Origin of the sequence: Nocardia sp. JCM 34519.1, assembly GCF_020361265.1 — a bacterium.
Classification (GTDB): domain Bacteria; phylum Actinomycetota; class Actinomycetes; order Mycobacteriales; family Mycobacteriaceae; genus Nocardia; species Nocardia arthritidis_A.
In genome coordinates this window covers 735,322-757,974 of sequence record NZ_JAIRBR010000001.1, presented here as the reverse complement: position 1 = coordinate 757,974, position 22,653 = coordinate 735,322, and the positions used below count along the sequence as shown (strand labels likewise).

Here is a 22,653-nt window from a genome sequence, read left to right as displayed (position 1 = left end):
CTCGACTTTATTGCGCGGGCGCCGAAGTGGGGTGACCGGTCGGCCCGAGTTCAGGGCAGGACGATCCACCAGACCGCACCGTAATGGCACAGCGCGGCGACAACCGTTGCGGCGTGGAAGAATTCGTGATGGCCGAAGACGGCGGGCCACGGGTTTGGCCATTTGGTGGCGTACAGGATCGCGCCGACGCTGTACATCAGCCCGCCGACGACGAGCAGTACCAGCGGCACCACGCCGACGTTGTGCAGCAGCTGTCCGGCCACCGGCACGACGGCCCAGCCGAGCAACAGGTACAGCGGAACCCCTACCCAGCGCGGTGCGCTCGGCCGGAGCAGCTTCAGCGCGACGCCGGCCAGCGCGCCCGCCCAAACCACCGCCAAGAGCGTTTGTCCCGTGCGCCCCGGCAGCCCGAGCAGCGCGAACGGCGTGTAGCTGCCCGCGATGAACACGAAAATCATTGAATGATCGGCCCGTTTCATGCGGACTCGCGCCGCGACGGTCCGCCAGGTCACCCGGTGGTAGACGGCGCTGATGCCGAACAGCGCGCAGACCGTGAGACCGTAGAGGAGGGTGGACCAGCCCGCCGTCTTGGATATGGTGCTCGCGGTGGCGATCAGCACGATCACCGCGATCGCGGCGATGCCGACGGCCCAGGTGTGTATCCACCCGCGCATACGCGGCTTCACCGCCGCGACCAGCGCTTCGGCCGGATGACCGAAGAGGGCCGCGTCCGCGGCGCCGACCGATTCGGGCACGAGTAACCTCCCAAGACAACCCAGCAGTAACCTACGGTACCGTAGGTTTACTCCTGATCACTGTACCGGTGAATCCCGGTCGGTGCCGGTATCCGGCGCTCGGGGCGTAGGGTTGGTCGCCGTGGAGCTTCCCAACCCGGTTCGTTTGCTGCCATACCGCCTCTACGAGGCCCGGCTGTCCAAGCAGTTGGCGGGCAAACAACATCCCCGGCACGTCGCGGTGATCTGTGACGGTAACCGCCGCTGGGCGCGGGAAAACGGCTTCACCGATATCAGTCACGGCCACCGGGTCGGCGCGCTGAAGGTGGCCGAGCTGGTCAGCTGGTGTGAGGCCGAGGGCATCGAGCTGGTCACCGTGTATCTGCTTTCGACCGAGAACCTGGAGCGCGATCCGGACGAGCTGGAGACGGTTTTCGAGGTCATCACCGACGTGGTCGAGGAACTGTCCGCGCCGGAACAGAATTGGAGCGTCCGCATCGTCGGATCGCTGGACGGATTTCCCGAGCTCATCGCCAAACGCATGCGCACCGCGGCCGAGCGCACCGAGGGTCGGGAGAACGGCGTGCACGTCAATATCGCGGTCGGCTACGGCGGCCGGCAGGAGATCGCCGACGCGGTGCGGTCGCTACTGCGCCAGGAGATTGCCGCGGGTGAGACCGGCGAGGATCTGGTGCAGTCGGTCACCGTCAACGCGATCGGCCAGCATTTGTACACCTCGGGTCAGCCGGATCCCGATTTGGTCATCAGAACCTCCGGCGAGCAGCGACTTTCGGGCTTTCTGCTCTGGCAGAGCGCATACTCGGAAATATGGTTCACCGAGGCATATTGGCCCGAATTCCGCCGGGTGGATTTCCTGCGCGCGCTACGCGACTACGCGGCCCGGCATCGCCGATTCGGGCTCTGAACCGTAGAACATCGCGTACCGTCCGGTTGGTGGAGGAGAACTCGACGCCGGACTACCTCAGCTACGAGGAATTCGGCAGGCGTTTCCTGGAATATGCGGCATCGGAGGAGCGCATTCTCGGCGCCTTCGCCCAATTGACCGGCACCGCATTCGATTTCGGACCCATCGGCGTCGGGCCCGCCCGGCTCGCCAAGGCCAGTGCCGAGGTGCGACTCGGACAGCCGCGCGTGCGCCGCCACATCGACGAGTTGATTTCCTTCGACCTGTTCATCCCGCTCGATGTGAACATGCTCATAGATTTGGCCATAGACCGTCATCGTTTCCGGGTGGACGGCACCATTCATCTGCGGCTCACCGCCCGCACCGCGGAACCGCTGCGGGTAATCATCGATATCGCCGAACCGCGGCCGGGTGACGTCCGGATCAATGTGGCCACCGATACCATTCGCGGTCAACTGCTGCGCATCCTCGCCAGCGTCGACCAGGAAATCCGGCGATTCATCGCGCGCTACATCGCCAGAGAAATCCGCAAGCCGCATATTGCCGCCGCCCGCGATATCGATGTCGCGGCCCGGCTGGACGCGGCGTGGAAGTTGTAGCCGCGCCGGCGAAATCAGAGCTTGCGCAGCCGAATCCGGTTGATGCTGTGGTCGGCGTCCTTGCGCAGCACCAGGGTGGCGCGCGGCCGGGTCGGCAGGATGTTCTCGACCAGGTTGGGGCGGTTGATGTTGTTCCAGATCTTGCGGGCCTCCGCCGTCGCCTGGTCATCGGTGAACAGCGAGTAGTCGTGGAAGTGCGCGGCCGGGTCGGCGAAGGCCGTGGCGCGTAGCGCCAAAAACCTTTGCACATACCAGTTTTCGATATCCTCGATGCGCGCGTCGACGTAGATGGAGAAGTCGAACAGATCCGAGACCATCAGCCGCGGCCCGGTCTGCAGCACATTCAGACCCTCGACGATGAGAATGTCGGGCTGGCGCACACAGTGCTGCTTGTCCGGCACGATGTCGTAGGAGATATGGGAATACACCGGCGCGCATACTTCCGGCGCACCGGCTTTCACCTCGGTGACGAATCGCAGCAACTTGCGCCGGTCGTAACTTTCCGGAAAACCCTTGCGCTGCATGATGCCGCGCCGGGTCAGCTCCGCGGTGGGATACAGGAATCCGTCGGTTGTGACCAAATCCACACGCGGATGGTGGTCCCAACGCGCCAACAACGCCTGCAGCACACGCGCGGTGGTGGATTTTCCGACCGCGACGCTGCCCGCGACCCCGATCACGAACGGCACCTGACGATCCGGATGCTGTTCACCGAGGAAGGTCGCGGTGGCCGCGAAAAGCCGTTGTCGCGCGGCCACCTGGAGGTGGATCAACCTGGCGAGCGGAAGATAGACCTCGGCCACTTCTTCGAGATCTATCTGTTCGCCGAGACCGCGCAGTCCGATCAGTTCTTCCTCGGTGAGCACCAGCGGAGTCGACTTGCGGAGTGTTCGCCACTTTTTACGATCGAATTCGACATAGGGGCTCGGCTCGCTCATGCCACCGCCTCGCTGCTCATCCGTGCCACTTACCCGACACTCCCCGAAATCAAACACGAACATAGTCCGCATGCCGGGTGCGCGATTCGGTCCAACTGAGGCCGCATAGCTGAATTCTGCTCTGCCCCATGATCGTGTGAAACGCGGGGTGCCGATACCGGGTGGTAACCGATGGGATGCTGACGGGACGGTCAGGTCACGCTCGGCCGCAACCCGCTAATGTCGGCGCAATGGATGCGCACCCGCTCGTCACCGAGTACCTGCGGCTCGGATTGGCTTTCGACCGGTTGGAGGAAGGTTTCGTCGATGCGTACACCGGCGATCCCGAACTGCGCAGAGCGGTGGCGAACTCGCCCGCGCCCGAGCCGAGGGATCTGGCCAAGCGCGCCGCCGAACTGCGGACCATGCTGCCCGACGCGGGCCTGACCGCCGAACGCACCGAATTCCTGGACGTGCACCTGGGTGCGCTGGAGTGTTCGGCGCGCAAATTCGCCGGGGACGAGATCGGTTTCGTCGACGAGGTGCGCGCCTATTTCGATGTCGAGATCGCACCGGGCGATGTCGCCGACTACCGCGAGGCGCATCGGCAGATGGACGAGGTGTTGGCCGGTGCCGGCCCGCTGGCCGAGCGGGTGGCCGCGCATCGCCGGGCGGACGAGATTCCGCCGGAGCGGCTTACGGCCTGCGTCGAGGCGTTCTCCGGCGCGCTGCGCGAACTGGTCAGGGACAGGTATCCGCTGCCCGATCACGAGCACGTCAGCTATGAGGTCGTCGGCGACAAGCCGTGGTCCGGCTTCAACTACTACCTGGGCAACTATCACTCCCGAGTCGCAATCAACTCGGATCTCAAGCAGCACATGGCCCATCTGCCGCTGCTGATCGCGCACGAGTCGTATCCGGGCCACCACACCGAGCACTGCCGCAAGGAGGCCGGGCTGGTCGCCGCCGGGCAGGCCGAGCAGACGATTTTCCTGGTGAACACGCCGCAATGCCTGATGGCGGAGGGGTTGGCCGATCTAGCGCTGCGCTCGATCGTCGGACCCGGGTGGGGCAAGTGGGCGCAGGAGATCTACGCCGACCTCGGGCTGCGCTTCGACGGTGAACGGGCGGAACGACTTTCGAACGCCTCGGCGAATCTGCTGAGCGTGCGCCAGGATGCCGCGCTGCTGCTGCACGACCGCGGCAAAACGGCCGACGAGGTGGCCGAATTCCTGCAGCGCTGGGGTCTGGTGACACCGGAGCGGGCCAGGCAGTCGCTGCGCTTCCTGTCCTCGCCGCTGTGGCGGGCATACATCAGCACCTACGTCGAGGGCTACCGGCTGCTCGGCGGCTGGCTCGATCGGGCCCCCGATGCCGACGACCGCGCCGACCGGTTCCGCAGGCTGCTCGATGAGCCACTGACGCCCGGCGCGATCCGCGCGATGTGAAGACGGCGGCGAATTCCGGCCCGGCCCAGGGGTTTTCTCAGGCCGGGCCCGGAAATGCCCGCGCTACAGGATGACCGGGCAGCTCTGCCCGGAGGAGATGGAACAGGCGATCTGCGATAGCTGTCGCAGCAGCGCCTCGATGGGGTTGGTGGGCAACGAAACCAGGAACACGGTCTCTCCTCTGATGTCAACTCGGACAATGACATCGATGAAACCGGTAGCAAGCCACCGTTTCGTTACATTTGTCACGCCCCGGGGATCGATGTCGGCGGGATTCGGGGGTCCTTGGGGTTCAACGGTTTCCGAGGATGACGCAGGTGGTGGTGCCGTGTGCGATCAGCCGGCCGGCGGCGTCGACCACGCGGCCCTCGGCGGTGGCGGTGGTGCGGCCGACGTGGATGGTGGAGCCGGTGGCGGTGAGGCGCTGTCCGTCGGTGGGCACGGCGCGGATGTAGTTGACCTTCAGCTCGAGCGTCGTGTAGCCGACGCCCGCGTCGAGGGTGGTGTGCACCGCGCAGCCCATCGCCGAATCGAGCAGGGTTGCGCAGATGCCGCCGTGCGTCGTGCCGAGCGGGTTGGCGAATTCCGGGCGGGTGCGCAGCGCGAAGACGGCCTCGCCGTACTCGAGGGATTCGACCTCCATGCCGAGGAGATCGCCGATGAACGGCGGGCGGTCCGGCGTGGTCATGCCGAGCCGGAGCAGTTCGAGGCCGGTCAGCTTGCTGAGGTCGAGCTCGGGCGAGGCCATGAATTCCGTCCTTTCGATGAACCGATCGGTCCATATCTGTCATGATTGCAACATGGACCGATCGGTCCACGCAACCTTCTGTGAGGAGAAGATCGGAAATGAACGCCGGTCCCCGCACCAGGCTGATCGAGAGCGCCATCGAGCTGGTGCGCGAACAGGGCGTGCACGGCGCGGGCCTCGCCGCGCTGCTCGAGCGCGGCAACGCCTCGCGCAACTCGCTGTATCAGCACTTCCCGTCCGGCAAGGGCGAGCTGATGGTGGCGGCCACCGAGGTCGCGGGCGCGCGGATGAGCGCGCTGCTCGACCGGATCACCGCCGCGGGCGCGCCGCGACAGTGGCCCGCCGCGCTCGTCGGCTGGTGGCGAAAGAACCTGGAGCGCAGCGCCTTCGGCGCGGGCTGCCCGATTGTCGGTGCGGCGCTTGCCGAATCGGAGCCCGAGGTGCAGGCGGCCGCTGCCGCCGCCTTCACCGAATGGACAGGCAGGATTGCGAAAGCGCTGGCGGATCAGGGAATTCCGGCCGAGCAGGCCCGCTCGTACGCGAGTTTCGCGATCAGTGCGCTGGAGGGTGCGATCGTGCAGGCGCGTGCGCTGAAGTCCACCGAACCGCTCGACGCCGTGGAAACGCAGCTGACCGCGCTGTTGGCGCAGGTCCGCCCCGCCACGCCGGTGAACCCCGTGCTCACCGGTGCTGACGAGGCCCATAGACTGGGGCGGTGACGCAGACGACCGCCTCTGTCAATACTCAGTCCCTCGGTGAGCTCGATCCCGAACTCGCTGCCGCGATGGCAGGCGAGCTCGCCAGGGAACGCGACACGCTCGAGATGATCGCCTCGGAGAACTTCGTGCCGCGCGCGGTGTTGCAGGCGCAGGGCAGCGTGCTCACCAACAAGTACGCCGAGGGCTATCCGGGGCGGCGCTACTACGGCGGCTGCGAGCACGTCGACGTCGTCGAAACCCTCGCGCGGGACCGGGCCAAGGAGCTCTTCGGCGCCGAATTCGCCAATGTGCAGCCGCATTCCGGCGCGCAGGCCAATGCCGCGGTGCTGATGGCGCTGATGGAACCGGGCGACAAACTGCTCGGCCTCGACCTCGCGCACGGCGGTCACCTCACCCACGGCATGCGGCTGAACTTCTCCGGCAAGCTCTACGAGGTGCATTCGTACGGGGTCAGCAAGGAAGACCACCGCATCGATATGGACGAGGTGCGCAAGATCGCCATCGGCGCCAAGCCGAAGGTGATCGTCGCGGGCTGGTCGGCCTACCCGAGGCATCAGGACTTCGCGGCGTTCCGGGAGATCGCCGACGAGGTCGGCGCCTACCTGTGGGTGGATATGGCGCACTTCGCCGGGCTGGTCGCGGCCGGGCTGCACCCGTCGCCGGTGCCGCACGCCGACGTGGTGTCCTCCACCGTGCACAAGACGCTGGGCGGTCCGCGTTCGGGCCTGATCCTGGCCAAGCAGGAATTCGCCAAGAAGCTCAACAGCTCGGTGTTCCCGGGTCAGCAGGGCGGCCCGCTGATGCACGCGATCGCGGCGAAGGCGGTGGCGTTCAAGATCGCGGCAGGCGCGGAATTCCGCGACCGGCAGGAGCGCACGCTGTCGGGCGCGAAGATCCTGGCCGACCGGCTCACCGCGGCCGACGTCAAGGACAAGGGCATCAGCGTGCTCACCGGCGGCACCGACGTGCACCTCGTGCTGGTCGACCTGCGCAATTCCGCACTCGACGGCCAGCAGGGCGAGGATCTGCTGCACGAAATCGGAATCACCGTGAACCGCAACGCCGTTCCGTTCGATCCCCGGCCGCCGATGGTCACCTCCGGCCTGCGCATCGGCACCGCCGCGCTGGCCACCCGCGGTTTCGGCGACGCCGAATTCACCGAGGTGTCCGACATCATCGCGTCCGCGCTGGCGGGGACTTCGGATGTGGAGAGCCTGCGGGCCCGGGTCACCAAATTGGCCCAGAGCGTGCCGCTGTACCAGGGCCTGGAGGATTGGCGCCTGCTCGGCTGAGCTTCATCCCTGTTCAGGACGCCTTCACAGCTGGGCTTACTTGTAACACCAGTAGCGGATTTCCCGTTAGGTGTGCAAACAATTAAGCCTGGGTGCGAAGGTCCGGACAGGAGGCACGAAGGTTGGTCAAGCGATCGATCTTGTGGACAGTGGTGCTGGTCGCGACGGTGCTCGGCATGCCCGTCGCGGCCGCCCAGCCCTCGATATGGTCTGCGGCCGGGTCGTCCGGTGTTTATGTCGCGCTCGGTGAATCCGGGGCGGCCGGACCGTTCATCCCGACCCAGCTGAAGCCATTCGGCTGTTTCCGCTCCGACCGCAACTACGCACACCTGACCGCCGCGGCGCTCGGCCTGATGCTGCGCGACGCCACCTGCTCCGGCGCGAAGATCATCAACATGTATCAGCCGCAGGAGATCCCCGGCGGCGCGGACACCCCGCAGCTCGACGCGCTCACCGCGGACGCGTCCATCGTCTCGGTGGATATCGGCATCAACGACTACGTCAGCGACAGCGAATCCAGCGCCGCCGTCACGCCGGTGCTCGACGCACTGCTCACCGATATCCACGATCGCGCGCCGGCCGCGAAGGTCTTCGTGATGGGCAAGTTGGAACGGATCCGGGCGGGCGGCTGCTTCCCGCAGGTGCCGCTGCCGCCCGCGCAGGCCGACCTGGTCTACAACGGCGTGCTCGCCGTGAACGAGCTGGCCCGCGCCGCGGCCGCCGCACACGATGCCGTCTTCGTCGACGTCTATCCGGCCAGCGTCGGACTGGATGCCTGTGCGCCGGAAGACATTCGGTGGTCCGAAGGGTTGTTCCCGGAGCAGCCCGCACAACCGTTGCACGCCAACGCCCGCGGCCACCAACACGAGGCGGAAATGCTGGAGGCCGCCATCCGCGCGAACACCTGAGCGGCTAGGCGTCAGCAACTGCTCGGTGGGTAGCCACCCGCACGACCATCTCCGGCGCGAGAACGCTTGCGGCATCGACTGATAGGTCGGTGCGATTGCGAGTCGCGGCGCACCTCGCCGCCCCGGGTGCGGGTCAGGGTGCCGGGCAAGCGTCGAGCAATTGCGTGAGCGCGTCCCGCTCCGGCGGCGTGACGTGCAGGCCGTAGCGGGATTTGACGGCCACCCAACGTTTTCCGTACTCGCACCAGTATTCGGGACGCGGACGCCACCGATCGGGCGACTTACTGCCCTTGTCCTGGTTGGCCTGTTTGCGCACGACGAGCAGATTGTCCACATCGTTGGCGAACCGTTCGCGCTGCTCGTCCGGCCAGGCCCAGGCCCCGGAGCGCCATGCGTCGCCGAGCGCGACCAGATGGTCGATCTCGATATCGCCCGCTTTGAAACGGTTGTAGGACAAGCGGATTCCGCTGTACGGATCGTCGACCACACCCGAGAGGACGATGCACGGATTACGCTGTGCCGCTTTGATTTCCCGTAGATCCCGCCGCAGCACCACATCTCGCGCCGTGCATTCGCCCGCGAGCCTCGGTTCGCCGCCCCGGCCCGCCCAACCGGGGCCGAATGCGTTGCGGGCGTATGAGTCCCAATGGTCGTTCCAGGCTACGGTCAAGGCGTTCAACATATTCCGCGCCTGCTGCGCATCGGGCGGAAACGATGTCGTCGACGGCTGTGCCGATTGCCGCGGCCCGGCGATGTCGCGATGGTTCAACCACAGCGCCAACCCGGCCGCGCCGACACACAGCCCGAGCACCAACGCCGCCCCGGCGCCACGCCGGAAGCGCCGTCGCCGGGATGTGCGCTGGACCATGCGGGCAGGGTAGCGCCCAGCGACTTCCGAGCGCGGTGGGCGCGCCTGAAGGCGCGAGTAGCGTCCCCGGTCCAGAAAAACTGTAGTGGCGAGTGTAGACATCCGTTTGCGTCGGAAGTAAGCTCTCTTACGTCACGATGAAAGAAAAGATCCTGATGGCACGGGAGGGTAACGAACTACCCGTGAAGTGAAGGAACGACGGCCACGTGGACCGAGCCCCTTTAAGGTCAAGGGCCGTCGCGTATGAGAGGTGAAGTATGGAAATCAGAAGAAGGGAGGAGTTATCCACCGTCGGGTCGCCCGTGACCAGCTTTCTACCGGGCGTACCCAGAATCGATAGTTCACCGTCGGTTGACGGTAGTAATTCCCTTCCAGGACCCCGGTGCCATTCGGCACCGGGGTCCTCGACGCGTTGAAAGGGCGTCCATGACCCCAGACCCCACCAGTACCAACGACAGGTTCGACGACGACAACTATCCCGCGTACACCATGGGCGCCGCCGCCGACATGCTCGGCACCACCCCGGCATTCCTGCGCAGCCTCGACGAGGCGAAACTGTTCACGCCGCAACGTTCCGCCGGTGGCCACCGCCGCTACTCCCGCGACCAGCTTCGGCTCGCCGCCCGCGTCCGCGAACTGGTCGACCAAGGCACCGCACTCGACGCCGCCTGCCGCATTGTCACCCTCGAAGACCAACTCCACGAAGCTCGCGAACTCAACACCCAACTCCGCCAGCAAGACTGATCGCCGCACGGCGTAGCTCGGCGAGCGTTTGCCGTGCCAGCGCGCCGAATTCCGCGTCGTTGCAGCGCCGCCTCTGCGTTCGCCGCTAATCCAATCGCGCCTTGGCGCGGATGATCGCCTCGTCCAAATACCTGCTGATATCGCTGATGGTGGCGGGGCGGATCATGCGGGCTCGGTTGGCGGGGATTTCGCAGTAGCGGCCGTCGGTGGTGTCGATCCAGCGGAGGCGGCCGGTGCGCAGGGGAGCGGCGTTGCGGGGGCCCAGGAGGACGACGACGGTGCCCTTGGTGTCGCAGGGTTGACGCCAGAAGCGGCGGTAGCGGTCCTTGACCTCGGTGGCGGGTGCGTTGCCGGACAGGTCCGTGCGGTCGTCGTTGAGATCGTCGAGTAGGAAACTCTTTTCGCCCGCTGTGCCGGATGGCACCTCGGGCAGCACCCGGATGAGCTCGGTGGCGAGTTGGTCGGGGCGGCAGCGGCGCAGCCGGACCGGGCCGCCGTCGGGCGCGGGCGACTGTTCGGCGATCACCGCGATCCCATTGCGGGTGGCGCAACCGACGACCCGGATCTCCACCCCGTCGCGGGTGTTGTCGGTGCCGAAAAGTTCGATCCGCCAGTCCGGTCTGGCCAGCACCTGGATGGCGCGCTGCAGCGACGCCCGCTCCTCCCTGGCCAACTCGAGCCGGAATTGCCGCTGATACGCCTGATATTCGTGCAGCCCGGAAAACCTGCTGGTGAACCGGAACGGGAACGGCATCCGATCCAACCCGGTGCCGAACCATGCCGCGGCGAACTGCTCCGCCGACAGCGCCCACTGCGCCTTCACCGCATTCACCGCACACTCACCACCCACCCCTGTCCCGCCGCACCCGGCCGCGCTGCGCGCCGCTGCACCGACCTCGGCTGTGCCGAAGCCCGTCGTGTTGCGGCTTGTCGCGCCGGAGTCCGCTGGACTGAACCCGGTAATGCCAACGGCCCCGGCCGACCCGAATTCCGCTGCCCCGCAGGGCGATTCGCGCGCGCATCACGCGCCGAAGACCGGCGGGACCGTTTTCTCCACCTCGCCGAGTAGTTTCTTCGCGTTTTCTTCGGAGCGCAGGTATTTGGCCGACTTGTGGGCATCGTCCTGTTCGCGGCGGGCGGCGACGCCCGGCGGCAGGAATCCGGAATAGCCTGCGCCACCGGTGGTTCCGGTCTTGACGGGCACCGTGGGCTGCGCTGCCGCCGCCGGTGCGACGGGTTGCGGTGCGCGGGAGATCCCGGGCTGACCGTGCGGTGCCGGTGTGCTCGGCGCGTTCGGCGTGCCGTGGGTGCTGCCGGGCGCATGCGGGGTCCCTGTCCGGCTCGGTGGGGTATCGACCGACGCGGGTGCGGTCGATACTCGACTCGGCGGAACGGTCGGTACGTACGATGTGGTGGACGTCCGATCGGTGGACGGCGTGAACGAGACCGGTTGGGTTACCGCGACCGGTTGTGTCGCGGGCACCGGCTGGGTATTCGAAACGGACTGTGGCGCAACGGCATCCTGCTTCGCGCTATCCGGACTCTTGCCCTTGTCGTCGGATTTCGCCTGCTCCTCCGGCTTGCCCGGATTCTCCGGCTTGTCTTTGTCCTCGGGCTTCTCATGCTGCGTCGGCTTCTTGTCCGGCGAGCTGTCCGAATCGGTGGGCGTCGCGGAAGGTGTCTGCGGCTGACCGGAATCGTCGACCGCCGGACCTACCACCGGCGCGGTATCCGACGGTGTCGCAACCACATCCACCGGCGGCGGCAGGGTCGGAATGGTGGGCGCGGTGGCGCTGTACGGCTGCACGTAATACGTGCTCATATCGTCGCGGGCCTGCTGCTCCAGTTCGTTGCGCACCTCGGCGGTGGCGCCGGTGACCGGTGCGGGCACCGCGGCCTTGAACAGCGCCGCGGCCGACGCCGCCGCCGCGAGCGGATCCTTCTGCTGGTCGAGCGCATTGCCGAATTCCGCGACGCGCAATACGAAATCACGGATGCTCTGCACCGCCTTGTCGGCGGTCGCGCCTTCCCAGTGCTGCTCGATCGTCTTGGTGATCGCGGTCTCGAACTGTTCGCCCGCTTTGGTCACCGTATTCGACAGCGACGACCAAGAATCGAGCGCGCTGTGCAACGCCTCCGGGTTCATCTTGTCGGCGGCGTCCTTGATCGCCTGATGCGAAAAGCTTTGCACGTTCTCAGGATTGGAGATCGTGCGTCCGTCGGTCCTTCTCATGTCGAGGCCCCCATCGCCGTCGCCCCTTTCGTCAGTACCGTCCTGACCCGTTTAGACGCGCCCCACCCCGCCCGGGTTCCATCGAAACACAGCCGATCCGCCGGGACCAGAGCCTTGGCGGATCGAGCCGAATTCAGTTGGCGGCGACCAGCGCCGGGTAGTCGGGCAGGTCGATGTTCTTCTGCTTCTCGGCCATCTTCACCATCAGGTCCATCCCCTTCGATCCGAGGAACCAGTTGCGGAACTTGATGCCGCGCGCGGTTTTCGGGGCGAAGAAGCGGCCCGCATTGCTCTGCTCGGCCATCTTGGTGTAGCCACGCATCAGCTTGTCGTAGCGGGCGAAGGCCGCGACGTGGTCCCCGCCGGAAACGGCGAGCTCACCGGCCATGATGTACGCGCCGACGACGGCGAGTCCGGTTCCGAAGCCGCCCAAGGTGTTTCCGTACCCGGCGTCGCCGACCAGCGCGACTCGCCCGCGGCTGTAGCTGTCCATCTTGCGCACCATGGCGACGGAGTCGAGGTAGATGTCGTCGAAACCGTCCAGTTCGGCAAGCATGCGCGGCACCTGCCAGCCCATGCCCGCGAAGGTGTCCTTGACGATCTGCCGTTGCGCGGCGACATCGCCACGGGGGTAATCGAGTTCCGGTGCGGCGAATACGTAGAACTGCTGCGCCTTCGAACCTCCGCCGATGGCGACGCGACCGGGGGTGTTGTAGCCGTACGAGGTGACCCGCTGCCGCTCGCCCGCGGGTTGCGCGAGCCACGGGTTCGCACCCGCGACGCAGTAGTAGTGGCCCAGGTGCTTGACGTAGTCCTTTTCCGGACCGAACGCCAAACGCCGTACCCGCGAATGGATTCCGTCGGCGCCGAACACCAGGTCGAACTCGCGCGGCGCACCGTTCTCGAACTCCACCCACACGCCGTTGTCGGTCTCGGTGAGCGAGCTGATCGAATCGCCGAAGATGTATTCGCAATTCCGATAGGTCTTTTCGTACATGATCCGGGCGAGGTCGCCGCGCAGGATCTCCACGTCGCCGCCGGTGAATTCGCCCGGCATCACGGCGAGCTTCTTGCCGCTGTCGTCGACGTACACGACGTCGGTGGTGCCGGTCCGGTGGGCGTAGATGTCGTCGAGAATGCCCATCCGCCGCAGCACGTCGTGATGTGTCTCGCCGGTGAAATCGACGGCCTGACCGCCCGGCCGCAGTTCGGGCGCCCGCTCGACGACGGTGACGGCGAATCCGTACCGCTGCAGCCAGTAGGCCAGCGCGGGCCCGGCGATGCTGGCGCCGGAGATGAGGACGGTCTGGTTGCGCATGCTGAGCTCCTTCAAGTTCTGCGTCCGTCGTAATCTGTTTCCGTCGGACACGAATTAGAGTATGAGGGACACAGTTTCCTGTCAACCCGGATTTGAAAGGATCTCGATATGCCGTCACCAACCACCGCCGAACTGCTCTGGGGCATCCAGCAGCGGCCGAAGCGCGGACCCAAACCCGCCCTCACCCTGGACGGGATCGTCGCCGAGGCCATCGCCATCGCCGACGCCGAAGGTCTGGCCAACCTGTCCATGCAGCGCCTGGCCGAACGGCTCGGCTTCACCAAGATGTCGCTGTACCGCTACGTTCCCGGCAAAGAGCAGCTGATCGCGCTGATGTTCGACACCGGAATGGGTGCGCCGCCGGATATGACCGCGGCACAACGGGATTCGGCCGAGGAACCGTGGCGCGCCGGCCTGCGCACCTGGGCGGAAACGATGTTCGAGCGCTACCTCGCGCACCCGTGGACGATCCGGCTCACCACCGGTGTGCGCCCCATCGGCCCGAACGAAATGGGCTGGTTGGAGGCCGCGCTCACCGCACTCGACGGCACCGGCCTGCGCGGATCGGAGCGACTCGACACCGTCGTCCTGCTCAACGGGCACGTCCGCAGCCTCGCCGAACAGGTCGGGGCGGCGGGTCACCAGCAGGCCGAGCAGGATGTCGTGGAGCAATTGGCCCTGATGATGACCGCGGCCGGCGATCGCTTTCCGGCCGTCGCCGCCGCATTCGCCGATGAGCCGGCCAGCACTGCATCCGCTGACGATCCGGGCCGGAACAACGCGCTGAACTTCGGCATCGACCGCATCCTCGACGGTCTGGGCGTACTCATCGCGGCCCGGCGCTGACTACCCTCGGATCATGACCGAGGAACCGGAACTCCAACAGGACGCGATCACCACGGTGCGCGAGTTTTTCGCGGCGATGGAACTCGGCGCGGTCGCCGAGGCGGTGCAACTGCTCGACCCGGAGATCGTCTGGAAGAACACCTCGCTGCCGGATGTGCGCGGCCGCGACCGGGTCGCCGCGCTGATCCGTGGACTGAATCGGGATTGGCTCGGCTTCTCCGCCGAAATGCACCACATCGCCGCGGCGGGCAATGTGGTGCTGAGCGACCGCACGGATGTGCTGCGCTTCGGTCCGGTGCGCGTCGCGTTCTGGGTGCAGGGCACCTTCGAACTCCGGGACGGCCGAATCGTCTTGTGGCACGACCACTTCAGTTGGGCGAACTTCCTGCGCGGCACGCTCGCCGGCGCGTACCGGGCGGCATTGCGTCGCTAGCCGGCCGGCCGAATCGGGCTCCGCGCGTGCGTCTTTCGCCAGTCGTCCACCAGCGCCAGCATGGTTTTGCCGACGAAATCCAGGAATTCGCCCGCCTCGCTGAGCCGGGCGGCGGCGGGGGTGCCGCGGCCGAGGAATTCGGCGGCCCGCCCGGCGGATTCACCTAGCTCCATGGCCTGGCGCGCACCGAGCAGGGTCGCCCGGATCCACGCGTCCCCCTCGATGATGTAGCGGTCGCGGCGGCGGTTGCCGTCGCGCTCGCGCCGGATGAGTTCCTGCTCCTCCAGGAAGCCGACGGCCGAGGAGATGGTCGCCGGCTCACCCGCAGCCGCGCCGCCAGTTCCGCGGCGACCGCGCTGCCGGAGTCGGAATCGTATAGGCAGGCCAGGACATTCGCGGACATGCGCGGCATCCCGCTCTGCCGGAAGAGCTTCCCGAAATGCTCCAGAAATTCCTGTGCCGCGGCATCTTTCGGTCCAGGTGACGGGATGGCGGGTTTGCGTCTGCGGGCGCGGCGCTCGGTCGCGCGGTGCGCGATATCCGGTCGATACCGGCTCGGCCCGCCATTGCGCATCACCTCCCGGCTGACGGTCGATGTCGGACGCGCCAGCTGTCTGGCGATCTCCGCGTAGCCGAGACCGCGGGCCAAACCGCCCGCGATATGCCTGCGGTCCTCCTGTGTCAGCCTGCCGCCGGGCATCGGTCCTTCTCCTGACTTCGGTCGCTGCTGGGCAGTATGCGTTCACCGGCTTGTCATTGCAACGGTGTTGCCAATATCGGTGCGTTTTGCGGCATTGTCATTGCAACGTAATTTTCGAATCTACCTGCTATTAATGCATATAACGCGACCAATAACGTTGTCCGTCAAGTGAATGCAACGTAGCGTTTTTAATATCCCGAATATCAGAGAAGGACCTGCCATGACCCACTCGATGCCGGACAGCGAACCTGTCCTCGAGGCACTGCCCATCGCGCGTCCGGCGGGCAGACCGTTCGACCCGCCTGCCGAACTCGCCGCCATCCGCGCACGAGATCCGTTGACTCCCATGATCTTTCCCGACGGCCATCGGGGCTGGCTGGCCACCGGTCATGCGGAAGTGCGTGCGGTACTTGCCCATCCGCTCTTCAGCGTGCGTTACGAGATCGGGCACTACCCGTTGGCCGACGCCGGATCGATGCCGCCCGCCCTACCCGGTGACCTGCTCGGCATCGACCCGCCGCAGCACACCCGATTCCGGAAACTGTTGGCGGGCAAGTTCACCGTGCGCCGGATGCGGCAATTGACCGAGTATCTCGGCGAACTCACCACCGCCCACCTGGATGCGATGGAACGCGCGGGCGGCCCGGTAGATCTGGTCGAGGCGTTCGCGAATCCCATTCCGGCGCTTGTCATCTGCGAAATGCTCGGCGTGCCCGCCGCCGAACGCGGCGCCTTCCGCAAGCTTGTCGAGTCGGCGAACAGCCTGGACGTTTCCGCCGAGGACCGGATGGCGGGGTTCGCACAGGGTCAGGCCTATATCCGAGAACTGGTGGTGGCCAAGCGCGCGGCGCCGGCCGACGATCTGCTCAGCGATCTCACCTCGTCCGATCTCACCGACGACGAACTGGCGGGCGTCGGCACGCTGCTGCTCGGCGCCGGACTGGACACCACGGCGAATATGCTGGCGCTCGGCACCTTCGCCCTGCTGACCTATCCGGATCAACTCGCCGCCTTGCGCACCGATCCGGAGCTGGCCGACCCCGCGATCGAGGAGCTGATGCGGTATCTGACCATCGCGCACACCGGATCTCGGACGGCGCTGGCCGATGTGGAGATCAACGGTCGGCGGATCGCGGCGGGCCAGACGGTCGCGCTGTCCATCCAGGCGGCCAATCGCGACCCGAATAAATTCGACGATCCGGACATGCTGGACATTCGCCGGAACGCGGTCGGGCATATCGGGTTCGGGCACGGCGCCCATCAGTGCCTCGGCCAGCAACTCGCCCGCGTCGAGATGCGAGTCGCCTTACCCGCCTTGCTGACTCGGTTTCCCGGCCTGCGGCTGGCCGTCGCGCCGGAGGAAGTGCCGCTGCGCGATGACATGGACGTCTACGGTGTTTATCGTCTGCCAGTGACGTGGTAGTAGGAGGTACGAGATGAAAATCACGGTGGATCGGACGCTGTGCGTCGGCTCGGGCATGTGTGCGCTCACCGCGCCAACGGTTTTCGATCAGGATGAAGTGGACGGCACGGTGCGGCTGCTCGATCCGTCGCCGGGGGAAGCCCAGCACGCCGCGGCACGCGAGGCGGAGGAGTCCTGCCCGGCCGCGGCGATCCGGATTTCCAACGGAAATCCCTAGCAGCGCAACACTATTCCGAGTGCTGCAGCAGGTAGTCGAGGTAGAACGGGCGCAGCTGCTCGGCCACCGCGCCGTCACCGGCGTGGATGTAGTCGTCGAGCAGCGGCAGCACGTACTTGATATCCGCCTCGCTCTCGCCCAGGTTGCCCGCGGCGGCCTCCGCCGCCGGTATCCGGGTGAGCAACTGCCACAGGTACTTCACGTCGCCGCGACGTGCGGCCAGCCGCACCGCGCGATCGTGCAACTCCTTCGACGACAGGTTGTCGAGTTCCTCGTTGACGGCCATACCGGCGACTCTATCGGTTGACCGGGTCCGCTCCCATGACCCCGGGTTTAACGACAAATTCACGGACACGCCTTCCCTGGCGTGAGCGCGATCGCCGGTTCGGCGGTAGCGTCGGGTGTGCGGGCCGCGTCGGTGTGGCTCGTACGGGAGGTCCTGACCGTGACTGAGCTATTCAGTTCGAGGGGGCCGGCACCCGGCCCTCGTGGCGTTCGATAGACGCCATTCAGGACGGACCGGTCCAGCGAGATGGTTCGCGCGGGTGCCGTGCGGACAAATAAGGAGCCCACCGTGACTGCTGCACGCTCCGTTTCCGCTCCCTCGGCGAAGTCCAGCTCCGCGAAGAAAGGCAACGCCGCTGTCCCGTCGGACAACAAGGGGGCCCGCCCCTCGCTCGATTCTCTGAAGACCTTCGTCATCGACACCTCCGTACTGCTCTCCGATCCGTGGGCGGTGACCCGGTTCGGCGAACATCACGTGGTGCTACCGCTGGTGGTGATCAGCGAACTCGAAGGTAAACGGCATCATCACGAACTCGGCTGGTTCGCCAGGGAGGCGCTGCGGATGCTGGACGATCTACGCCTGCAGTTCGGCAGGCTGGACGAGGAGGTGCCGATCGGCACCGAGGGCGGAACGTTGCAGGTGGAACTCAATCACACCGACCCCGCGGTCCTCCCGGTCGGGTTCCGCACCGATACCAATGATTCCAGGATCCTGGCCTGTGCACTGAACCTCGCGGCCGAGGGCCGCGAGGTGGTGCTGGTGTCCAAGGACATTCCGCTGCGCGTCAAGGCGAGCGCGGTGGGTTTGCACGCCGATGAGTACCACGCGCAGGACGTGATCACCTCGGGCTGGTCCGGCATGGTGGAACTCGATGTGAGCACCGCGCAGATCGATCAGCTGTACGCCGAGAGCGTGATCGATTTGGACGCCGCTCGAGAACTGCCGTGCCACACCGGACTTCGGCTGCTCGGCGGCGGCTCCAGCGCGCTCGGCCGGGTCACCCCCGACAAGCGGGTGCAGCTGGTGCGTGGCGAGCGCGAGGCGTTCGGTCTGCACGGACGTTCGGCCGAGCAGCGGATCGCGCTGGATCTGCTGCTGGACGAGAGCGTCGGCATCATCTCGCTCGGCGGCCGGGCGGGCACCGGCAAGTCGGCGCTGGCGCTGACCGCGGGCCTGGAGGCGGTGCTGGAGCGCCGCAGCCACCGCAAGGTGGTGGTGTTCCGGCCGCTGTACGCGGTGGGCGGCCAGGAACTCGGCTATCTGCCCGGCACCGAGAGCGAGAAGATGGGGCCTTGGGCGCAGGCGGTTTTCGACACGCTCGACGGGCTGGCCAGCCGTGAGGTGATGGAGGAGGTGCTCAGCCGCGACATGCTGGAGGTGTTGCCGCTCACCCACATTCGCGGCCGGTCGCTGCACGATTCGTTCGTCATCGTCGACGAGGCGCAGTCGCTGGAGCGCAATGTGCTGCTCACCGTGCTCAGCCGGTTGGGCAGTGGTTCGCGCGTCGTGCTCACCCACGATGTCGCGCAGCGCGACAATCTGCGCGTCGGCAGGCACGACGGGATCGCGGCGGTGATCGAAAAGCTCAAGGGGCACCCGCTTTTCGCGCACATCACGCTCACCCGCAGTGAGCGGTCCCCGATCGCGGCGCTGGTGACCGAGATGCTCGAGGAGTACGGCCCCAACGCCTGATCGCCGCCGACCCTGAGTTCAGCTAATACCCAGGGTGTGTTTCCTCTCACAAAGCGCCGGGTACTATCCGCGGCGATACCTGTTCAGCGCGGCCCGGCGAGTCGCACTTCGATTCGCCGGGTCGTTGCGGAACGACGGCCTAGGCTACGCGCGGCGCCACCGCGTCCGGCGGTGGCTGCGGGTAGCCACTTTCGAGAGGATGGAAATGCACCACGCTCTTCGATCGGCTGGATTCATCGCGGCGATCGCCGCGGCATCGCTGCTCGTGCTCACGGGCTGCAAAGACGACAACAAGGACAAGAACTCCTCCTCCGCGTCGATGACCACGACCGCGCCGATGAACCACGGCGACGGCGCGATGTCCGGCGCCGCAGAGGAAACCAAGATCGCGACCCAGGGCGGGGAAATCGCGGTCTCCGGCCATATCTTCGAGAAGTACGGCCAGTCGGGCGGTCCGACCGGACCGCTCGGCATGCCGACCAAGGCGGCCGAAACCGGGCCGAACGACGGCATGTGGCAGGACTTCACCGGCGGCGCCATCGTCTGGAGCAAGGACACCGGTGCGCACGTCGTCTGGGGCGAGATCCGCAAGGCGTGGGAGGACAACGGCGGCCCCGGCGGCAAGCTCGGATACCCGACCAGCGACGAGAAGGACATCCCCGGCGGTAAGGAGAGCGATTTCACCGGGGGTACCATCACCTGGGTCGACGGTAACACCACGGTCACCCCGAAGGCATGAGACGAACGGCGTCCGAGATTGGCGCACAACGGATCTCGGACGCCGTCTCGGATCGGGTCGGCCGAACTTCCCATTCGCATGCCCCGCATTGCGGGCCCAGCAGCTAGGTTGTGTGAGTGCAAAATCTCTTGACCGACCGCGAGCTGCTCGAAACACTCGCGGACGAGGTGGAACAGAATCTGCGCAGGCACGTCGCGATCGCCGACGGCTGGCAGCCGCACGACTACGTCCCGTGGGATGACGGCAGCAACTTCGCCTTCCTCGGCGGAACCGATTGGGACCCAACCCAATCCGAGCTCGGCGAGGTGGCGAAGCTGGCGCTCACGGTCAGCGTGCTCATCGCGGACAACCTGCCCTCCTACCACCGTGAAATCGGCAAGTATCTGCGCACCGGTTCGTGGTGGCGCTGGGTCGGCCGCTGGACGGCCGAGGAGAACCGGCACGAGATCATGATCCGCAATTACCTCATGGTCACCCGGTCGGTGGACCCGGTGGAACTGGAGCGGTTGCGGATGGCACATATGACGACGGGCTTCCGCCGCCCCGCCATGCATCTGCTCGACCTGCTCGCCACGCTGACATTCGAGGAGCAGGCGGCTGCGATCCGGCATCGCAACACCGCGGCGCTCGGCGAGAACCCGATCGTCACCGCGCTGTCCGAGCGCATCGCCGCCGATGACGAACTGCAGAAGGAGTTCTTCGCGAACCTGGTCGCCGCCGGGCTCGACACGGCGCCCGATCAGGCGATGCGAGCCATCGCGGACCGGATCGCCGACTTCCAGGTGCCGACGGTCCGGCTGGCCGACGGGCGCGGCAGTGACGAGGTGCTCGCCGAGGCGGGCATCTACGATCGCGCCCGCGAGGATGAGCTGGTGTTCAAGCCGCTGCTGGAACGGTGGGGTGTTTTCGACCGCACCGATTTCGGTGAAGAGGGCGAAAAGGCGCGGGCCGAGTTGGCGCATCTGCGCGGGTGAATCGGGGACCGGTGCGCGGGTTTGCGCGCCGGTTTTCCGTTCGTAGCGGTGATTTGCCGAGAAATTCTTACCTTTTCTTGTTTTCGCGTGATTGTGTGAAACGGGTCACGCGTAGCCCGCGATTAGCTGGTATCCGCGCTTTATGCGGAAGCAAGAAAGGAAAGAACCATGTTGCTCGCAGCTATCGCGGCCTTCGCCGCTGTCGCCGGTATCGGTGTGCACGCTCTTCTCGCGGCGCTCGGTATTCTGCTGTGACCCTCGCGCGGGCATAGCGAACAACGCAGAAATGTCCGCTTCACACCGATGCTCAGGCGCAGCCTGGGCGAACTCGAAACCCGAACGCCACCAAGGATAACCATGAGTTATCCAAGGTGGCGCTCGGTGTTTTATTGAACCGCTTTACTTCCCGTCGTCGACCTTCGCCATCGACAGCACATCCAACCGCCGATCCAGCTCCTCCACCGTCAGCTTCTCATCGATCAACCCACGATCGATAACCGTCTGACGAATCGTCTTCTTTTCCTTCAACGCCTCTTTCGCGACCGCCGCCGCCTCTTCATACCCGATCGCCGAATTCAACGGCGTGACAATAGACGGCGACGATTCCGCGAGCGTCCGCAAATGCTCCACATTCGCCACCAGCCCGCGCACGCACTTATCGGCGAAGAGCCGAGAAACATTGGCCAGCAGGCGAATCGACTCGAGAATATTGCGGGCCATCACCGGAATGTAGACGTTCAGCTCGAACGCACCGTTCGCGCCGGAGAACGCGACCGCGGCGTCGTTGCCGATCACCTGGGCGGCCACCTGGGTAACCGCCTCCGGCAGAACGGGATTCACCTTGCCCGGCATGATCGAACTGCCCGGCTGCAAATCCGGCAGCTGGAGTTCGGCGAGGCCGGTGAGCGGGCCGGAACCCATCCAGCGAATATCGTTGGCAATCTTGGTCAGGCTCACCGCGATCGTGCGCACCGCACCGGACGCCTCTACCAGACCGTCGCGCGCGGCCTGCGCCTCGAAGTGGTCCTTCGCCTCGGACAGCGCGTCGATACCGGTCGATTTCACCAGTTCCGCAACGACTTTCGCGCCGAAACCGGCGGGCGCGTTCAGGCCGGTGCCCACCGCGGTGCCGCCGATCGGCAGCTCACCGAGCCGCGGCAGCGTCGCCAGAATGCGCTCGATACCGGCGGCCACCTGACGGGTGTAGCCGCCGAACTCCTGCCCGAGCGTCACCGGCACCGCGTCCATCAGATGGGTGCGGCCCGATTTCACCACGGTGCGCCACTCGGTCGATTTGTCCAGCAGCGCGAGCCGCAGATGGTCCAGCGCCGGAACCAGATCCTTCACCGCCGCCTCGGTCGCGGCCAGATGTGTCGCGGTGGGGAAGGTGTCGTTGGAGGACTGCGACATGTTGACGTCGTCGTTCGGGTGCACGACCACGCCGTTCGCCTTGGCGATCGAGGCGATCACCTCATTGGCGTTCATATTCGAGCTGGTGCCGGAGCCGGTCTGGAAGACATCGATCGGGAACTGGTCGTCGTGTTCGCCGTCGGCGATCTCGGTGGCCGCGGCGATGATGGCATCGGCCTTCACCGCGTCGAGCAGGCCCAGGTCCTTGTTCACCTTGGCGCAGGCGGCCTTCAGCAGGCCGAGCGCGCGGATCTGCGCCCGCTCCAGGCCGCGCCCGCTGATCGGGAAGTTCTCCACGGCCCGCTGGGTCTGTGCCCGCCACAGCGCGTCCACCGGAACCCGAACCTCGCCCATGGTGTCGTGTTCGATGCGGTACTGCGTCTCCTCGGTCATAGTTTCGACCCTATGCCTGTGCGCGATGGTGTGGGGGAGCCACGTCTGAGGTCATTCGCACACCCGGCGCCCGGAATAAGAAAAGCC

Annotated in this window: 25 protein-coding genes; 14 read left to right on the top strand and 11 right to left on the bottom strand. The window is 66.2% G+C overall.

Going from position 1 to position 22,653, the window contains the following annotated elements:
- Positions 1 to 50: 50 nt before the first annotated feature.
- Positions 51 to 674: a hemolysin III family protein gene (locus LGY53_RS03670; protein ID WP_225725681.1), complete on the bottom strand. Its 624-nt coding sequence runs from the start codon at positions 672 to 674 to the stop codon at positions 51 to 53.
- 193 nt (positions 675 to 867) lie between these two features.
- On the opposite strand from LGY53_RS03670, the gene LGY53_RS03665 reads away from it, so the two are divergent.
- Both LGY53_RS03665 and LGY53_RS03660 read left to right on the top strand, forming a co-directional pair.
- Positions 868 to 1,659, top strand: a complete 792-nt coding sequence (locus tag LGY53_RS03665; RefSeq protein ID WP_167477751.1) for an isoprenyl transferase — start codon at positions 868 to 870, stop codon at positions 1,657 to 1,659.
- A 29-nt stretch (positions 1,660 to 1,688) separates the two neighbouring features.
- Complete coding sequence (locus LGY53_RS03660) at positions 1,689 to 2,258, top strand: hypothetical protein (protein ID WP_225725185.1); 570 nt, start codon at positions 1,689 to 1,691, stop codon at positions 2,256 to 2,258.
- Positions 2,259 to 2,272: 14 nt separating this feature from the next.
- Here the strand turns inward: LGY53_RS03660 and coaA are convergent, their stop codons facing one another.
- The gene (coaA, locus tag LGY53_RS03655; protein WP_225725184.1) at positions 2,273 to 3,196 is read right to left on the bottom strand and encodes a type I pantothenate kinase; all 924 of its coding nucleotides are present in this window, start codon (positions 3,194 to 3,196) and stop codon (positions 2,273 to 2,275) included.
- Between the two features lie 230 nt (positions 3,197 to 3,426).
- Here coaA and LGY53_RS03650 point away from each other — a divergent pair, with 230 nt between their 5' ends.
- Complete coding sequence (locus tag LGY53_RS03650; protein ID WP_225725183.1) at positions 3,427 to 4,623, top strand: DUF885 domain-containing protein; 1,197 nt, start codon at positions 3,427 to 3,429, stop codon at positions 4,621 to 4,623.
- A 292-nt stretch (positions 4,624 to 4,915) separates the two neighbouring features.
- Here LGY53_RS03650 and LGY53_RS03645 read toward each other — a convergent pair whose 3' ends face one another.
- Positions 4,916 to 5,371 carry a PaaI family thioesterase gene (locus LGY53_RS03645; RefSeq protein WP_225725182.1) on the bottom strand — a complete coding sequence of 152 codons (456 nt, stop codon included), beginning with the start codon at positions 5,369 to 5,371 and terminating at the stop codon, positions 4,916 to 4,918.
- Between the two features lie 98 nt (positions 5,372 to 5,469).
- Here LGY53_RS03645 and LGY53_RS03640 point away from each other — a divergent pair, with 98 nt between their 5' ends.
- From LGY53_RS03640 to LGY53_RS03630, 3 genes are all read left to right on the top strand, one after another.
- Positions 5,470 to 6,090, top strand: a complete 621-nt coding sequence (locus tag LGY53_RS03640; protein ID WP_225725181.1) for a TetR/AcrR family transcriptional regulator — start codon at positions 5,470 to 5,472, stop codon at positions 6,088 to 6,090.
- Positions 6,087 to 7,382, top strand: coding sequence for a serine hydroxymethyltransferase (glyA, locus tag LGY53_RS03635; protein WP_225725180.1), 1,296 nt, complete (start codon positions 6,087 to 6,089; stop codon positions 7,380 to 7,382). Before LGY53_RS03640 ends, glyA begins: the two co-directional genes overlap by 4 nt.
- 122 nt (positions 7,383 to 7,504) lie before the next feature.
- A complete protein-coding gene (locus tag LGY53_RS03630) occupies positions 7,505 to 8,290 on the top strand; it encodes a GDSL-type esterase/lipase family protein (protein ID WP_225725179.1) in 786 nt (261 codons plus the stop codon).
- A 133-nt stretch (positions 8,291 to 8,423) separates the two neighbouring features.
- On the opposite strand, the gene LGY53_RS03625 is transcribed toward LGY53_RS03630, so the two are convergent.
- Positions 8,424 to 9,158 carry an HNH endonuclease family protein gene (locus tag LGY53_RS03625; RefSeq protein WP_225725178.1) on the bottom strand — a complete coding sequence of 245 codons (735 nt, stop codon included), beginning with the start codon at positions 9,156 to 9,158 and terminating at the stop codon, positions 8,424 to 8,426.
- Between the two features lie 489 nt (positions 9,159 to 9,647).
- Between LGY53_RS03625 and LGY53_RS03620 the strand changes: the two genes are divergently transcribed.
- Entirely contained in the window at positions 9,648 to 9,902 is a 255-nt protein-coding gene (locus LGY53_RS03620; protein ID WP_225725680.1) for a MerR family transcriptional regulator, read from the top strand.
- A gap of 85 nt (positions 9,903 to 9,987) precedes the next feature.
- On the opposite strand, the gene LGY53_RS03615 is transcribed toward LGY53_RS03620, so the two are convergent.
- The 3 genes from LGY53_RS03615 to LGY53_RS03605 form a co-directional block, all read right to left on the bottom strand.
- On the bottom strand, positions 9,988 to 10,734 hold the full coding sequence (locus LGY53_RS03615) for an ESX secretion-associated protein EspG (protein WP_225725177.1): 747 nt from the start codon (positions 10,732 to 10,734) through the stop codon (positions 9,988 to 9,990).
- A 189-nt stretch (positions 10,735 to 10,923) separates the two neighbouring features.
- Positions 10,924 to 12,093 (bottom strand): WXG100 family type VII secretion target, encoded by a 1,170-nt coding sequence (locus LGY53_RS03610; RefSeq protein ID WP_225725176.1) that lies wholly within the window; start codon positions 12,091 to 12,093, stop codon positions 10,924 to 10,926.
- A gap of 175 nt (positions 12,094 to 12,268) precedes the next feature.
- The gene (locus LGY53_RS03605) at positions 12,269 to 13,453 is read right to left on the bottom strand and encodes an FAD-dependent monooxygenase (RefSeq protein ID WP_225725175.1); all 1,185 of its coding nucleotides are present in this window, start codon (positions 13,451 to 13,453) and stop codon (positions 12,269 to 12,271) included.
- A 108-nt stretch (positions 13,454 to 13,561) separates the two neighbouring features.
- Between LGY53_RS03605 and LGY53_RS03600 the strand changes: the two genes are divergently transcribed.
- Positions 13,562 to 14,299 carry a TetR/AcrR family transcriptional regulator gene (locus LGY53_RS03600; RefSeq protein ID WP_225725174.1) on the top strand — a complete coding sequence of 246 codons (738 nt, stop codon included), beginning with the start codon at positions 13,562 to 13,564 and terminating at the stop codon, positions 14,297 to 14,299.
- A gap of 13 nt (positions 14,300 to 14,312) precedes the next feature.
- Positions 14,313 to 14,732, top strand: a complete 420-nt coding sequence (locus tag LGY53_RS03595) for a limonene-1,2-epoxide hydrolase family protein (RefSeq protein WP_225725173.1) — start codon at positions 14,313 to 14,315, stop codon at positions 14,730 to 14,732.
- Here LGY53_RS03595 and LGY53_RS03590 read toward each other — a convergent pair.
- Together LGY53_RS03590 and LGY53_RS03585 are read right to left on the bottom strand one after the other, a co-directional pair.
- Positions 14,729 to 14,905, bottom strand: coding sequence for a hypothetical protein (locus tag LGY53_RS03590; protein ID WP_225725172.1), 177 nt, complete (start codon positions 14,903 to 14,905; stop codon positions 14,729 to 14,731). The two genes, LGY53_RS03595 and LGY53_RS03590, sit on opposite strands and share 4 nt — an antisense overlap.
- Positions 14,896 to 15,432, bottom strand: a complete 537-nt coding sequence (locus LGY53_RS03585) for a helix-turn-helix domain-containing protein (RefSeq protein ID WP_225725171.1) — start codon at positions 15,430 to 15,432, stop codon at positions 14,896 to 14,898. The genes LGY53_RS03590 and LGY53_RS03585 overlap by 10 nt, the downstream gene beginning before the upstream one ends.
- Before the next feature lie 220 nt (positions 15,433 to 15,652).
- Between LGY53_RS03585 and LGY53_RS03580 the strand changes: the two genes are divergently transcribed.
- Positions 15,653 to 16,855, top strand: a complete 1,203-nt coding sequence (locus tag LGY53_RS03580; RefSeq protein ID WP_225725170.1) for a cytochrome P450 — start codon at positions 15,653 to 15,655, stop codon at positions 16,853 to 16,855.
- A 13-nt stretch (positions 16,856 to 16,868) separates the two neighbouring features.
- Positions 16,869 to 17,072 (top strand): ferredoxin, encoded by a 204-nt coding sequence (locus tag LGY53_RS03575; RefSeq protein WP_225725169.1) that lies wholly within the window; start codon positions 16,869 to 16,871, stop codon positions 17,070 to 17,072.
- 10 nt (positions 17,073 to 17,082) lie between these two features.
- Here LGY53_RS03575 and LGY53_RS03570 read toward each other — a convergent pair whose 3' ends face one another.
- Positions 17,083 to 17,358, bottom strand: a complete 276-nt coding sequence (locus LGY53_RS03570) for a hypothetical protein (RefSeq protein WP_167477732.1) — start codon at positions 17,356 to 17,358, stop codon at positions 17,083 to 17,085.
- A 399-nt stretch (positions 17,359 to 17,757) separates the two neighbouring features.
- Here LGY53_RS03570 and LGY53_RS03565 point away from each other — a divergent pair, with 399 nt between their 5' ends.
- The 3 genes from LGY53_RS03565 (at position 17,758) to LGY53_RS03555 (ending at position 20,763) form a co-directional block, all read left to right on the top strand.
- Positions 17,758 to 19,050, top strand: a complete 1,293-nt coding sequence (locus LGY53_RS03565) for a PhoH family protein (RefSeq protein WP_255663572.1) — start codon at positions 17,758 to 17,760, stop codon at positions 19,048 to 19,050.
- Between the two features lie 205 nt (positions 19,051 to 19,255).
- Positions 19,256 to 19,789, top strand: coding sequence for an LGFP repeat-containing protein (locus LGY53_RS03560; protein ID WP_225725167.1), 534 nt, complete (start codon positions 19,256 to 19,258; stop codon positions 19,787 to 19,789).
- 116 nt (positions 19,790 to 19,905) lie between these two features.
- Positions 19,906 to 20,763, top strand: a complete 858-nt coding sequence (locus LGY53_RS03555; protein WP_225725166.1) for an acyl-ACP desaturase — start codon at positions 19,906 to 19,908, stop codon at positions 20,761 to 20,763.
- A gap of 399 nt (positions 20,764 to 21,162) precedes the next feature.
- Here the strand turns inward: LGY53_RS03555 and LGY53_RS03550 are convergent, their stop codons facing one another.
- Complete coding sequence (locus LGY53_RS03550; protein ID WP_225725165.1) at positions 21,163 to 22,566, bottom strand: class II fumarate hydratase; 1,404 nt, start codon at positions 22,564 to 22,566, stop codon at positions 21,163 to 21,165.
- Positions 22,567 to 22,653 lie beyond the last annotated feature (87 nt).

Excerpts from the sequence above, each read along its gene's own strand:
- LGY53_RS03670 (WP_225725681.1), bottom strand. The coding sequence starts at position 674 with ATGCGCGGGTGGATACACACCTGGGCCGTCGGCATCGCCGCGATCGCG.
- coaA (WP_225725184.1), bottom strand. The coding sequence starts at position 3,196 with ATGAGCGAGCCGAGCCCCTATGTCGAATTCGATCGTAAAAAGTGGCGA.
- LGY53_RS03650 (WP_225725183.1), top strand. The coding sequence starts at position 3,427 with ATGGATGCGCACCCGCTCGTCACCGAGTACCTGCGGCTCGGATTGGCT.
- LGY53_RS03645 (WP_225725182.1), bottom strand. The coding sequence starts at position 5,371 with ATGGCCTCGCCCGAGCTCGACCTCAGCAAGCTGACCGGCCTCGAACTG.
- LGY53_RS03640 (WP_225725181.1), top strand. The coding sequence starts at position 5,470 with ATGAACGCCGGTCCCCGCACCAGGCTGATCGAGAGCGCCATCGAGCTG.
- LGY53_RS03625 (WP_225725178.1), bottom strand. The coding sequence starts at position 9,158 with ATGGTCCAGCGCACATCCCGGCGACGGCGCTTCCGGCGTGGCGCCGGG.
- LGY53_RS03620 (WP_225725680.1), top strand. The coding sequence starts at position 9,648 with ATGGGCGCCGCCGCCGACATGCTCGGCACCACCCCGGCATTCCTGCGC.
- LGY53_RS03605 (WP_225725175.1), bottom strand. The coding sequence starts at position 13,453 with ATGCGCAACCAGACCGTCCTCATCTCCGGCGCCAGCATCGCCGGGCCC.
- LGY53_RS03600 (WP_225725174.1), top strand. The coding sequence starts at position 13,562 with ATGCCGTCACCAACCACCGCCGAACTGCTCTGGGGCATCCAGCAGCGG.
- LGY53_RS03595 (WP_225725173.1), top strand. The coding sequence starts at position 14,313 with ATGACCGAGGAACCGGAACTCCAACAGGACGCGATCACCACGGTGCGC.
- LGY53_RS03590 (WP_225725172.1), bottom strand. The coding sequence starts at position 14,905 with ATGGAGCTAGGTGAATCCGCCGGGCGGGCCGCCGAATTCCTCGGCCGC.
- LGY53_RS03585 (WP_225725171.1), bottom strand. The coding sequence starts at position 15,432 with ATGCCCGGCGGCAGGCTGACACAGGAGGACCGCAGGCATATCGCGGGC.
- LGY53_RS03580 (WP_225725170.1), top strand. The coding sequence starts at position 15,653 with ATGACCCACTCGATGCCGGACAGCGAACCTGTCCTCGAGGCACTGCCC.
- LGY53_RS03575 (WP_225725169.1), top strand. The coding sequence starts at position 16,869 with ATGAAAATCACGGTGGATCGGACGCTGTGCGTCGGCTCGGGCATGTGT.
- LGY53_RS03570 (WP_167477732.1), bottom strand. The coding sequence starts at position 17,358 with ATGGCCGTCAACGAGGAACTCGACAACCTGTCGTCGAAGGAGTTGCAC.
- LGY53_RS03560 (WP_225725167.1), top strand. The coding sequence starts at position 19,256 with ATGCACCACGCTCTTCGATCGGCTGGATTCATCGCGGCGATCGCCGCG.
- LGY53_RS03550 (WP_225725165.1), bottom strand. The coding sequence starts at position 22,566 with ATGACCGAGGAGACGCAGTACCGCATCGAACACGACACCATGGGCGAG.